Annotated in this window: 12 protein-coding genes; all 12 read right to left on the reverse strand. The window is 34.1% G+C overall.

Annotated elements, in window-relative coordinates; genetic code table 11:
* Positions 1–13: 13 nt before the first annotated feature.
* The 12 genes from V7056_RS04270 to recD2 all read right to left on the reverse strand — a co-directional run bounded on the left by V7056_RS04270 (position 14) and on the right by recD2 (position 13083).
* On the reverse strand, positions 14–1291 hold the full coding sequence (locus V7056_RS04270; protein ID WP_499699581.1) for a peptidase U32 family protein: 1278 nt from the start codon (positions 1289–1291) through the stop codon (positions 14–16).
* A gap of 187 nt (positions 1292–1478) precedes the next feature.
* Positions 1479–2411, reverse strand: coding sequence for a peptidase U32 family protein (locus tag V7056_RS04275; protein ID WP_499699583.1), 933 nt, complete (start codon positions 2409–2411; stop codon positions 1479–1481).
* Complete coding sequence (locus V7056_RS04280) at positions 2398–3063, reverse strand: O-methyltransferase (protein ID WP_499699585.1); 666 nt, start codon at positions 3061–3063, stop codon at positions 2398–2400. Before V7056_RS04280 ends, V7056_RS04275 begins: the two co-directional genes overlap by 14 nt.
* A gap of 352 nt (positions 3064–3415) precedes the next feature.
* The gene (gene mltG / locus V7056_RS04285) at positions 3416–4510 is read right to left on the reverse strand and encodes an endolytic transglycosylase MltG (protein ID WP_499699587.1); all 1095 of its coding nucleotides are present in this window, start codon (positions 4508–4510) and stop codon (positions 3416–3418) included.
* Positions 4511–4636: 126 nt separating this feature from the next.
* Positions 4637–4927: a DUF1292 domain-containing protein gene (locus V7056_RS04290; protein WP_499699589.1), complete on the reverse strand. Its 291-nt coding sequence runs from the start codon at positions 4925–4927 to the stop codon at positions 4637–4639.
* Positions 4928–5012: 85 nt separating this feature from the next.
* Positions 5013–5429 carry a Holliday junction resolvase RuvX gene (gene ruvX, locus V7056_RS04295; RefSeq protein ID WP_499699591.1) on the reverse strand — a complete coding sequence of 139 codons (417 nt, stop codon included), beginning with the start codon at positions 5427–5429 and terminating at the stop codon, positions 5013–5015.
* A 3-nt stretch (positions 5430–5432) separates the two neighbouring features.
* Positions 5433–5699 (reverse strand): IreB family regulatory phosphoprotein, encoded by a 267-nt coding sequence (locus V7056_RS04300; protein WP_056472706.1) that lies wholly within the window; start codon positions 5697–5699, stop codon positions 5433–5435.
* Positions 5700–5823: 124 nt separating this feature from the next.
* The gene (alaS, locus tag V7056_RS04305; RefSeq protein ID WP_499699593.1) at positions 5824–8475 is read right to left on the reverse strand and encodes an alanine--tRNA ligase; all 2652 of its coding nucleotides are present in this window, start codon (positions 8473–8475) and stop codon (positions 5824–5826) included.
* 362 nt (positions 8476–8837) lie between these two features.
* Positions 8838–9905, reverse strand: a complete 1068-nt coding sequence (locus V7056_RS04310) for an AI-2E family transporter (RefSeq protein ID WP_499699595.1) — start codon at positions 9903–9905, stop codon at positions 8838–8840.
* A gap of 371 nt (positions 9906–10276) precedes the next feature.
* Positions 10277–10411 carry a DUF3918 family protein gene (locus tag V7056_RS04315; protein ID WP_499699597.1) on the reverse strand — a complete coding sequence of 45 codons (135 nt, stop codon included), beginning with the start codon at positions 10409–10411 and terminating at the stop codon, positions 10277–10279.
* A 12-nt stretch (positions 10412–10423) separates the two neighbouring features.
* The gene (locus V7056_RS04320) at positions 10424–10612 is read right to left on the reverse strand and encodes a YrzR-like zinc ribbon domain (RefSeq protein ID WP_087998664.1); all 189 of its coding nucleotides are present in this window, start codon (positions 10610–10612) and stop codon (positions 10424–10426) included.
* A gap of 113 nt (positions 10613–10725) precedes the next feature.
* On the reverse strand, positions 10726–13083 hold the full coding sequence (recD2, locus tag V7056_RS04325) for an SF1B family DNA helicase RecD2 (RefSeq protein ID WP_499699599.1): 2358 nt from the start codon (positions 13081–13083) through the stop codon (positions 10726–10728).
* Positions 13084–13117: the final 34 nt, after the last annotated feature.

The following is a 13117-nucleotide window of genomic DNA, read 5'->3' on the forward strand; positions in this document are numbered from 1 at the left end:
TCCCTCTTTCTTATCAAACTAACTTTTTCCTCATCATGTTGTAAGGATATACTTTTTGATCAACTTTAATTTTTACAATTTCTAATGGATGTCTTGCAGCATCTAATTCCGTACCCTCTTCATCAACAATTACGCCAACAGTTTGTTTGAAGTTTTCAAGTTCCGGACCAAAGAATTCAATTTGATCACCAGGCTTGAAGTAGTTACGTTGTTGAATTGTTGCGATTCCAGTTTGCTCATCATAGTCTAATACAAGTCCAGCAAAATCATACGTAGTTTTTTTGCTATGGTTTCCAAACATCTGTTCTTTCATTCCTGGGAATCCTTCAAAGAATGAAGAAGCAGTTTCACGGTTCGCACATTTATCTAATTCTTCAACCCATTCTTCTTTAAACTCAAAGTTATCAGGATCAGCACAATATGCATCAATTATTTTACGATAAACAGAAACAACAGTCGCTACATAATGAATTGATTTCATACGTCCTTCAATTTTTAAGCTATCTACACCAATTTCAATAAACTTGGGAATCGATCTTAATAAGTTCAAATCCTTTGGACTCATTGCAAATGGAGCATCTTCTTCTTCGTATAATGAACTTTCAGAAGCGCCTTGTACTTGTGATTCAGTTTGTACTAAATCATAGTCCCAACGGCATGACTGACAGCATCCACCACGATTAGAATCACGTGCAGTCATATGATTACTTAACGTACAGCGACCTGAGTAAGCAATACACATTGCTCCGTGAATAAATGTTTCAATTTCAACATCTACTTTTTCTTTTATTTCTTTGATTTCCTCATAGCTTGTCTCACGAGCTAAAACTAATCGGTGTAATCCTTCTTCTTTCCAGTACTGAGCTGCACGATAATTTGAAAGAGATTGTTGCGTACTTAAGTGAACTTCTAATTTAGGAGCAGCTTGTTTACAAGTCTCAATGATATATGGATCTGCTACGATGATACCAGTTACTCCTGCAGATTCAATACCTTGTAAATAATCAACAAGTCCGTCCATATTTTCATTATGAGCAAAGATATTTGTAGTTACATAAATTTTTGCTCCGTATTTGTTTGCAAATTCTACACCTTCAGCCATATCTTCTAATGAGAAGTTATCAGCATTCGAACGTAATCCAAACTCTCTTCCACCAATAAACACGGCATCTGCACCGTATCTAACTGCAATTTTTAATTTCTCTAAATTACCTGCTGGCGCTAAAAGTTCTGGTTTTTTTACAATTATACGTTTACCATCAACAATTTTATCTAATTGTCCAATTGCCATTGTTCTTCCTCCTCATACAATATTTCATTTTAAATGTTATCTATTTATCCTAGGTATTTTGTCGAACACCCACGGCATTACGTTTTCTTAAGTTTTTATACTAACTCCTCTAGGTCATAAGTCCATGAACAGAATCGACTTTCAATTGTACTGTTCTAATGCTCACGAGAGCCAATGTGAGTATCGATTAATATACTGTTTCTTTAAAGAAGAATCCTGTGTCTAATCTGCGATTTACAGGTTGAATTGCTTCGATTTTTTCATAAAGCTCTTCTTTAATGTCTTCGTAAGCATCCCTATCTTCTACACATAAATCAATTGCTTGTCTATATAGTTTTGTTACTTCAATGATGTATTCTGATGATTTTAATACTCCGTCAATTTTTAAAGAATCGATGCCTGCATCAATTAATTCTTCTAGTTCATTAATGATACAAATATCATTAGGGCTCATAATGTGCGTTCCATTGATATCTTCAAAAATCGGATATTTATTATTCCGTTCGTTATCTACTAAGAACATATTCTCTTCGAATTTCTTTTGTTGAATAACTTCCAAGTTTTTGCCTTGATATTCAAAATAGTTTCCAACTAATGAGCGCTTAGATTGGAACATACAAGTCATACCATGAACTTGTACTTCAATTTCTATTTCAGCATTTTCTTTCATTTCTGTTACCGCTTCAAAACTAAGTTCCCTTGCTAATACAGCACGTTTTGCACCACGCTTACCCCAGTAATTACAAGTAAACCAGTTAGTTGCAGTTGTTTCTGTATTCCAATGTAATTGCATATTTGGCGCAATTTGACGCACTGACATTAATACAGCCGGATCACCGAATACAATTGCATCTACATTTGCATCACGTAAAAATGTAATATAGTCGTCAATTTCATCTAAAATTTCATTATGAAATACTCCGTTCATTGCTACATATACTTTGATGCCCTTTTGATGTGCAATAGTGACAGCTTCCTTTACAGCATCGCGATTAAATTCACCCGCTAATCGTAATCCAAATCGCTGTTCACCAATCATAACTGCATCAGCACCTGCATCTGCTAATTTTTCTATGTCATTTACGTTTGTTGGCGTAACTAATAATTCAGGCTTGAACATTGTTAACTCCCCTTTTCTTACTGATGGCCACTCCATCACCTATAGGTATAATTGTCGAGTCATACATAGGATGATTCATTAACCATTCATTGTAATTTTGTATCCTTTTAATTAAAGCTCGTTTACGTCGATCTTCAACAATATCGGCACTCTCTGCTACTTGTCCTTTAAATAAAACATTATCTGAAATGATTACACCTCTATCAGACAATAATGGCTCGTACAGTTCAAAAAATTTTTGATATTGAGCTTTCGCAGCATCTATAAAAATGACATCGAATTGTCTGTTATCTGGCAAATCTTCTTTTAAAAGTAAAGCATCGCCTTCTAAAAGTGTAATTCTATTACTATATCCACTTCTGTCTATATATTCTTTCGCTTTACGGATTCGCGCTGCGTTTCGTTCCATCGTAACAATTTTTAACTCTGGGAAAGCTTTTGCCATTCGGATACTTGAATAACCGATCGCACTTCCAATTTCTAAAATGGATGAAGGTTGTATTAAATACAGTAAACCTAGCATAAACTCCATGCCTGCTTTATCCATAATCGGAACATGCTGCTCCAATGCATACAATTCCATTTCTTCTATAAAAGGTTCTCTATGTTTATAAAAATTCGCCAAATACTGGCGAACTAAAACTTCATTCATTTCTAATAAAGCCTCCAATAGAAATACAACCTTGTCTTAGACTGCCTGCCAAACGCTCGCTTTCTTTGTTACTTCGCCTGCTTGCGCCTCAAAAGACAAGCGTTTTCAGACAGTCTATATCTCTAGTGTTATATTTTGTCTACAAACTGAAATATTTTTTAACAAGGTGTAAGTAAATTTCCTGTAACTGAATTTATTTTGACCCGTAATATTCTAACATAAAAAAAAGACCCTTGGCTAGTACCAAGAATAGTAACAAGTTTTTTAAGCGTTTTAATATACAAAATTCCTCAGTGAAAACGATGATTTTACTGAGGAATTTGCTATTTTTTATACAAGTATTGCCAACTTCTTAATTTATATGCTTATCTTTTTCTGTATTATGTTCTTTGAGTGATTTAGTGAAGATTACTTCACCCTCTTTATTCGCTAAAAAGTATAAATAGTCAGATTTAGCGGGTTTTAATGCAGCTTCGATACTTTCAACACCTGCACTTGCAATCGGTCCGATTGGTAAGCCTTTAATATAATAAGTATTATATGGCGACTCAACCTCTAAATCTTTGTAAAGTACTCTAGATTTATGCTTTCCTAACGCATAAAGAACAGTTGGATCCGTTTGTAATGGCATATCAATATTTAGTCGATTATAAAATACGCTTGAAATTAATTTTCGATCTGTTAACTCATTTGCTTCTTCTTCAATCAGTGAAGCCATTGTTAAGGTTTTATGAGGTGACAGTTTTTTATTTGCCATCTCATTTTTATACTTGTCTAAAGTACTCTTTGTTTGATTTAACATAGGCGCAATAATTTCTTCTAGACTCGGTTTAAATTCACCATAAAGATAGGTTGATGGATATAAATAACCTTCTAATGGATAACGAATTCCCTTTTTAAACATTTCATTCGTTAATAAGTCTGGATACTTTTTTTGTAAAGATTGAATAAACGCTTTATCATTCAACTGTTTTAGTACAGTTGCTTCATCTAGCTTAAATTCTTTAGCTATGATTCCTGCGATTTCTATCAGTTGAGTACCTTCAGGAATTGTTAAATCCTTAACTGCTACCTGATATTTTCCACCAGTTTGCAGATGTTTAACGATCGTAGAAACACCTTGATTTTGACTGAAATTATAATTACCAGCCTTTAAACTCGCATTATTATGTAATTTTACATATACCTTAAATACCTCAGTATTTTTTATTAATTTTTGTTTCTTAAAAATTGATGCTATGTCCCCAACTGAGCTACCTTGTGGGATTGTAACTAGTTGTTCTTGTTTATTAGATGCATTTACTGGCATTAACATATACTTATATGATGCTAAAGCAGCTGCAATACACACTAAGATCGCTATGATTATGTATAGGAAAACGCGCATTCCACTTTTATTTTTATTTGATGATTTAATTCCTCTTTTTTCAAAATTCGAAAATGACATCAATTTATCTACCTCCTTCATCACGTATTAGTATACTACAAACATTCCAATTATCGGCAATTTTCTACATAAAAAAAATGCTAAACACTTATATAAGCGTTTAGCATTTTAAAAAAGTGAATTGAATTATTCGCCTTCTTCTTCATCAAAGAATGTGTTAAGAACTTCTTCAATCATTTCCCACTCTTCATCAGTTTCGATTGGGAATAATTCACCGTCTTCACCATCTTCTGCTGGAATAAAGCTAGAAGCGTGGTATTCAGGATCTCCATCTTCATCGAACTCTTGTCCAACTGCAGTGTAGATTACGTATGATTTATTATAATCATCAGATTCAAAAGTTAAAACGATATTGCAAAGAATCTCATTACCTTCTTCATCTACGATCGTAATTTGTCTGTCTTCACCGTGTTCCATTTATATCACCTCGTTATCATTTCACAAATTATGTATAGTGGATTGTGGAATGGTTAAAAGCATTCCACACTTCCACTTTTCATTATCACTTTATACTATCTAAGTAATTTTGTAAAATAACTACTGCAGCCATTTTATCAATTACTTGTTTTCTCTTTTTACGACTAACATCGGCTGAGATTAAAAATCTTTCAGCTGCCATCGTAGAAAGTCTTTCATCCCATAGTATAACCGGAAGATTGAATTCTTCTTCAATTAATTTGGCAAAACGTTGACATGCTTCTCCTCGTTCACCAATACTTCCATTCATATTTTTAGGCAAACCTACTATTACTTTGTCTATTTCATAGCTTTCAATGATTTCTTTTAGTCGGTCAAGTCCAAATATTTGGCGCTCTTCGTTAATTTTAACTGTCTCAATTCCTTGAGCTGTCCAACCTAGTGCATCACTTACAGCTACGCCTATTGTTTTAGTTCCTACATCTAGCCCAAGTGCTCTCATTTATTATTCTCCACGATGTTGTTGTAAGTAAGATTTTACTAATTCTTCAATAATTTCATCACGTTCAAGCTTTTTCATCATACTTCTTGCATCATTATGACGAGGAATATATGCAGGATCGCCTGATAATAAGTATCCTACTATTTGATTGATTGGATTATAGCCTTTTTCTTGTAATGCATCATGAACCTTTAATAATACTTCATTTACTCGAATATCTTGTCCCTCGTCTTGCAAACTAAACTTCATCGTTTTATCAAATGAATCCATATAAGGCACCCCACTTATCCGTTTATTTCTAGCTAAACATATTGTACCATTTTTATATGGTAGATTACGAATTAACTAAAATTTCATTAAACGTATCTATCTGTTATTGTACACAACTTCTGTATTATTTAGAAATCGTCGCCATCCATTGTTCAACAAATGCAACTGCCTCATCAAGTTTAGATGCATCCTTACCACCAGCTTGAGCCATATCTGGACGGCCTCCGCCTCCACCGCCACATATTGTAGCAGCTTCTTTAATCAGGTTACCAGCATGATATCCTTGACCGACTAAATCCTTTGTCACACCTGCAATTAGATTAACTTTTCCATCATTAGCAGAACCAAGTAATACAACTACAGATCCAACTTTATTTTTTAAATCATCAACCATAGTACGAAGGCTATTCATATCTGCACCATTTACTTTAGCAGCTACAAATTTCACTCCATTTACTTCTTTTACATTGTTACTAATATTCCCTGCTTCAATGTTACTTAATTTTGAAGAAAGTGATTCATTTTCTTTTTGTACTTGCTTCAATTCTGATTGTAAAGTTTCAATTCTAGATACAACATCTTTTGTATTTGATTTTAATAGACCTGCAGCATCTTTCAATTGACCGATTTGCTCTTGCATATATTCATAAGCAGCTTTTCCAGTAACAGCTTCGATCCGACGAGTTCCTGCTCCGATACCTGACTCAGAAATAATTTTAAAAGTACCAATTGATGCTGTATTATCAACATGGCATCCACCACATAGCTCTAGACTATAGTCACCAACTTGAACAACTCTTACAACATCGCCATATTTTTCTCCAAATAATGCCATCGCACCCATTGCTTTTGCTTCAGAGATTGCTTTTTCAGAAATATTAACTGGAATGCTCTCCCAAATTTTTTCGTTTACAATTTTCTCAATTGTTTCAAGTTCTTCAGGTAAAACTTGACCAAAATGCGAAAAGTCAAAACGAAGACGTTCTTGGTTTACTAATGAACCAGCTTGATTCACGTGAGTTCCTAATACATCTTTTAATGCTTGGTGTAATAAATGAGTTGCTGTATGGTTTTTAACAATGCTAGAACGATTAGCTTTGTTAATTGTAGCAGTGACTTTTGAACCGACTGACAGTGCACCTTCAACAACTTTAACACGATGTAAATTTTGTCCATTAGGTGCTTTTTGTACATCAAGAACTTCTACTTTTAAACCAGCATCAGTTAAAGTTCCTTTATCTGCAATTTGTCCACCACTTTCAGCGTAGAAAGGTGTTACATCAAGAATTAAGTGTGCTTCTTCACCGCTTGCAACATCTTCAACTTTTTCACCGTCTTTTACTAAAGCAAGAACAGTTGATTCAACAGTACCTTCACCATATCCTACGAAAGAAGATACTTCTTTAATTTCACGAAGTGCTTCACTTTGTACTTGCATAGAATCTACGTCTTGACGAGCAGCACGAGCACGTTCACGTTGCTTCTCCATCTCAACTTCAAAACCATCATGGTCTACAGTTAAGCCTTCTTCTTCAGCGTACTCTTCTGTTAATTCGATTGGGAATCCATAAGTATCATACAGACGGAACACATCTTCCCCTTTAATAACAGTACTACCTTCTGCTTTCGCACCTTTCATTACAGTTGTAAGTAGTGCTAACCCTTCATGTAATGTTTCATGGAAACGCTCTTCTTCGTTTTTAATAACTTTTTGAATAAAAGGTATTTTTTCTTTCACTGTTGGATAATAGCTTTCCATTATTTCAGCCACTACAGGCACTAACTCAAACATAAATGGACGCTCTACACCTAACTTTTTCGCAAAACGTACAGCACGACGAATTAGTCTACGTAAAACATATCCTCTTCCTTCGTTTGATGGAAGTGCACCATCCGCTACAGCAAATGATACAGTTCTGATGTGATCTGCGATTACTTTAAACGCAGTATCTTTATCTAAATCACCATTTCTATATGATTGACCAGAGATTGTTTCTACAACATTGATAATTGGCATAAATAAATCTGTATCAAAATTTGTGTCTACTTCTTGTAAAACACTTGCCATACGCTCTAAGCCCATTCCAGTATCAATGTTTTTACTTGGTAATTCTGGATATTCATTTCTATTTAAGCCGTCTTTTGAATTGAATTGAGAAAATACGATATTCCAAATTTCTAAATAACGATCATTTTCTAAATCTTCTTTTAGCAGTTTAATGCCGATATTTTCTGTATCATATTTCGTTCCACGGTCATAAAAGATTTCAGTACAAGGACCACATGGACCTTCGCCAATTTCCCAGAAGTTTCCTTCTAACAGAATGATATGCTCAGGATCTAATCCTAATTTAATCCATAAATCATATGTCACTTTATCTTCTGGATACACAGTTACATATAATTTTTCTTTTTCAAATCCAAACCATTCATCTGAAGTTAATAATTCCCAACCCCAAGTTACTGCTTCTTCACGGAAATAATCTCCAATTGAAAAGTTACCTAACATTTCAAAGAAAGTATGGTGACGAGCTGTTTTCCCTACATTTTCAATATCATTTGTACGGATTGATTTTTGAGAGTTAGTAATTCTTGGGTTCTCAGGAATTACACGACCATCAAAATATTTTTTTAATGTTGCAACGCCACTATTAATCCATAATAAAGTTGGATCTTCTACCGGTACTAAAGATGCACTTGGTTCAACAGCGTGACCTTTTTGTTTAAAGAAATCTAAATACATTTGACGAATTTGAGCAGCAGTTAGCTTTTTCATTTAGTGTATACCTCCATATTTATGTATATTATTTTGTCAAAAAAAACAAAAAAATCCCGTCCCTAAAACAGGGACGAGATGTACTCGCGATACCACCCTGATTATGAATAGAAAGCAATTGCTTAGGCCATTACATGCCCCTTTAGTCTATTCATCACCTCAAGAGACCGTAACGTGGCCAGACGTCAGTGATTAGCTGCATTCAGGAGTAGCTGTTCTGTCACCCTTCATTAAAGTTTCTTTCAGCCAAGGAAACTTCTCTCTACGCAAATATTGCTCAAATGGGCTGTGACATACTTTTTCCTTCAAAATTTTGCAAATTTTATTGTATGAAAAAATAGTATCATTGTAAAAATTGAAAGTCAAGATGATAGATGCTGTTTTCTATTGTGGAAATACCTCAGAATTGAAATAACAACAACTAAACCCGGCACCGCTAATAATAAACCAGTAAATCCTGCAACTTCACCTGCTACTAATAAAGTAAACATAATAATCACAGGATGTGTGTGAATCGACTTTCCAATAATTAAAGGCGATAATACATTCCCTTCAATTAATTGCAACACAATGAGAATAATACCAACACGAATAATAAGATTCGTACCTTCGGATGCAGCTAAAAATAAAGTAGGCAATGCACCAATAATTGGGCCGAAATACGGAATGATATCTGTGATGCCAATGATTAGCCCTAATACTAGTGCATATTTCATTTTACCAATCCATAAAAAAATGGTCGCCATAATAAATAATAAAAAGCAAACAAAAATTTGACCACGAATATACTTTCCAAATGTATTGTCCAACTCGACCGCTAAACCTTTAGTTTCATCTCTCCATTTAGTTGGAATAAACTTAATCATTATATCTGCTAGAACTTTATAATCCTTTAAAAAATAAAAAACAATAAATGGAATAATGATAATTGAGATGAAATTATTCACAAAATGCTTCATCCAATCCCCGGTTCGATTGACTAAAGAAATACCAAATTGCTCTGCACCATTAATCATTAAATCCACTCGATTATGTAAAAAGATTGGCATCCTAGAGGTTTTACGTTCAATTTTCGATAGAAACGTATCATATAATGAAAGTACCTTTGGGAAGGAAAGAAGGATATCGTTCCATTGTTGTTTAAATATCGGTATTAATAAGTACAATCCTAATACTGCTCCACCAAAAAATAATAAATATATTAAAAGAATAGCATATACTCTTTTTAAACCTTTTTTATGAATGTATTCAATCGCTGGATGTAATAAATACGCTATAATGAGCCCAATTAAAAAAGGAATCAGTGCTTTTAAAATACCTATAATGATATGATAATAAACCGGTTTTAAATAATAAAATACGATTCCAATTAGTCCTATTAATAATATAAGACATAATCGATAAATCCACTTAAGTTTTAATCCGTCCATAACAAACCCCCATATTGGAATTAGTATGGAGGTTTTTAAGAAAATTATGTAATAGTCACTTTTGATTTTGAATGGTTTATAAAATAATTTACATTCCAACCAATTCTCTAAAAGTTTCAATTTTTATTTGATTTCGTTTCAACATCAACTTTACGAAAGAAAATACTATTTTCTGGCATTTTTAATCACCCAGTGTCGTTTACCGTAAATGGTTTAGTGAGATCTATTCCTAATTGTTTTCTTTATCTTTGTACTTAAAAATTTCACATTAGATGCTAACTAATCCCCTGTTCCTTAAGGAAATGTTAATATATAAAGAAAACAAAAAAGCACATGTCCCCATTTGGACATGTGCTACATACATTCTTACATTAAAGCATCTTTTTTAAAGACTTTTTCATTTTTTTAATGCTTTTTTGAGAATACCATTTGTTATCGTACATCAATTTCATCGCAAGTGCACCTGCACCTAAACCTAAACCTAATAAAGAGCTTTTTCTAGCCATTATTAACCACTCCTACATACTAAGTTTTCGATCCTCTTCGTCGAATAAGTCATCTAACGAACTTAACGTACCATCCTCTTCGACTTGGTGCGTGTAAATCATGCCTTTATTAATTGAAAGTTCTATATAACATCCCCAGCAATAATATTGATTTACACCAATTTTACCCAAGTCTTTACTTTGACAATTTGGACAAATCACAACGCTCGCTCCCTTAGCCTAAAAAAGGCAATCTTTCTAAGCATTGTGGCCAAGCAAAAAGGAAAATATACGTAAATTACAGGAATCGTCTTGCACTAAGTATTATTGGTCAATTACATAAAATCATAAGGAGAAAGATTTGGTAATTCATCAGATAGCTGAAAAGGCAGATCATCATCTAATAAAACCTCTTCATTTTCAATACCTTTTAGTTTCATACAAAGTGTTGTTTGGCGTTGTCCGTCGTCGGTCCGTCCAATCCCTTGAATAAAGGCATCTTGTTCACCACATAAAATAAGAAATTTTTTACTTCTTGTTACTGCAGTGTAGATTAAATTTCTGCGAAGCATTCGATAATAACTTTTTACGATTGGTAGCACAATAATATCAAATTCACTACCCTGTGATTTATGGATAGAGCAACAATAAGCCAATGTAAGCTGAGTAAAATCTGGTCTGGTGTAAGTAACTTCGTTTCCATCAAAGGAAACGATGATGATGTCTTGTTGTTCAACATTTTCTTTTGCAAAGAAAATATTAACGATTTCACCCATATCACCATTAAAAACATTATTTTCAGGAACATTTACTAATTGGAGAACTTTATCACCTGTTCTAAAAGTCGTATCACCGAATTTCATTTCACGTTGCTTTTCTCGTTTTGGGTTAAATACTTCCTGTAATCCTTGATTTAATGCATCGATTCCAGCAGGGCCTCGGTACATTGGTGCTAATACTTGGATATCTCTAACGGGAAAACCTTTTTTATTTGCATTTTCACATACTTTTTTAACAACTTCAACAACTTGCCCGCTCGAGCACCCAATAAATGATCGATCTTTTTTTTGTTGAAATAAATCCTCTGAAATTTTTCCATCTTTAATATAATGTGCCATTGTAATAATCGAGGAATCTTCAGATTGACGATAAATGTCCTTCAATCTTACCGTTGGCACTGTTCCAGAATTTAATAAGTCTTTTAATACTTGCCCTGGCCCAACTGATGGCAGCTGATCTTCATCACCTACAAAAATAACCTGGCAATCTTGTGGGATACTTTTTAGTAATTGATTCCCTAACCAAACATCGACCATCGAAAACTCATCAATTATCAGTAATTTTCCATTTAGTGGATTATCTTCATGATGACTAAATTCCCCTTCTCTAGTCCAACCTAATAAACGGTGAATCGTCACCGCTGGTAAGCCGGTTGCTTCACTCATACGTTTTGCGGCCCTTCCAGTTGGTGCTGCAAGTAAATATGGAAATGGGACGTCTTTAGGATAAGCGTGTTGATCAAGAGATAAATCATGAATTGTTGAAAATAAATTGACGATACCTTTTATGACTGTCGTTTTTCCAGTACCTGGACCACCTGTTAATACCATCATTGGTGATTCAACGGCCTTCTTTATTGCTTCAGCTTGAGAAGGAGCATAGTGTACATTCATTGTTGCTTCTAGCGTTTCTAATTCTTTTTTAAATCGACTATCCGTCATTTCACCTAAATCTGGCGCTTCACTCAAAAGCTTTTGAATTGCTTTAACGATACCTTTTTCCGCATAAAATAATGCCGCTAAATAAATTCTGTCATCCTCTAATACAAGTTTTCCATCTGCCACTAATCGATTCATTTCCCGAGAAATGTCGACAGCTTCTACAAGCTCTGGATCTTGTTTCATTAATAACACCCTTGTTTCGTCTATAAATTGATCTTGTGTTATATAGACATGCCCATCCTGCATCGATAAATGCTCTAATACATATACACACCCTGCTCGAATACGGTCAGGATGATTACCTGTGATTCCGATCGCACGACCAATTTCATCAGCTCTGCCAAAGCCAATCCCATCAACATCTTCAATCAGTTTAAATGGGTTTGTTCGAATGACCTCTAATGTCGATTCATTATACGTTTTATAAATTTTAATTGATAAAGCAGTTCCGATTCCATAACCGCTTAAAAAGCTCATAACTTTCTCTAAACCTTGGTGAGATAAAATCGTATCATATATGTCTTTTGCTTTCGCTTTAGGTAATTGTGGTACAGATTCCAGGCTTTCTGGATTATCTAAAATTTTATTAATTGCACCTTCACCTAAATGCTCGACAATTTTTTCAGCTGTTCGTTTTCCGATCCCTTTAAACAAATCTGAAGATAAATATTGAATAACCCCTTTTTTAGTAGATGGAAGTTCTTTAGCAAAAGATGAGATTTGAAATTGTTTACCATATCTAGGGTGATCTTTTAAAATCCCTTTAAATGTATAGGACTCATCTTCATTCATACGGGGGATGTTTCCTGTAATGGTTATTTCCTGCTCACAGTTCGACAAGTTTGTATCAACGACTTTTACTTTTGCAACAGTATAGAAATTTTCAGCATTATAAAAGATAACTGTTGTTACATTACCTTTAATGTAAGGTGTTTCATCTACAAACAATTCCATCTCATTTTGTGCCTGCACTAGGGTTCCACCTCCCGACCTAACTTGTTCATCA

Origin of the sequence: Bacillus sp. JJ664, assembly GCF_036962205.1 — a bacterium.
In the GTDB taxonomy this organism is placed as follows: domain Bacteria; phylum Bacillota; class Bacilli; order Bacillales; family Bacillaceae_G; genus Gottfriedia.

Coding starts and splice junctions, on each gene's coding strand:
- V7056_RS04290 (WP_499699589.1), bottom strand. CDS start 4,927: ATGGAACACGGTGAAGACAGACAAATTACGATCGTAGATGAAGAAGGT.
- V7056_RS04280 (WP_499699585.1), bottom strand. CDS start 3,063: ATGAATGAAGTTTTAGTTCGCCAGTATTTGGCGAATTTTTATAAACAT.
- alaS (WP_499699593.1), bottom strand. CDS start 8,475: ATGAAAAAGCTAACTGCTGCTCAAATTCGTCAAATGTATTTAGATTTC.
- V7056_RS04300 (WP_056472706.1), bottom strand. CDS start 5,699: ATGGATTCATTTGATAAAACGATGAAGTTTAGTTTGCAAGACGAGGGA.
- V7056_RS04310 (WP_499699595.1), bottom strand. CDS start 9,905: ATGGACGGATTAAAACTTAAGTGGATTTATCGATTATGTCTTATATTA.
- V7056_RS04270 (WP_499699581.1), bottom strand. CDS start 1,291: ATGGCAATTGGACAATTAGATAAAATTGTTGATGGTAAACGTATAATT.
- mltG (WP_499699587.1), bottom strand. CDS start 4,510: ATGTCATTTTCGAATTTTGAAAAAAGAGGAATTAAATCATCAAATAAA.
- ruvX (WP_499699591.1), bottom strand. CDS start 5,429: ATGAGAGCACTTGGGCTAGATGTAGGAACTAAAACAATAGGCGTAGCT.
- V7056_RS04275 (WP_499699583.1), bottom strand. CDS start 2,411: ATGTTCAAGCCTGAATTATTAGTTACGCCAACAAACGTAAATGACATA.
- V7056_RS04315 (WP_499699597.1), bottom strand. CDS start 10,411: ATGGCTAGAAAAAGCTCTTTATTAGGTTTAGGTTTAGGTGCAGGTGCA.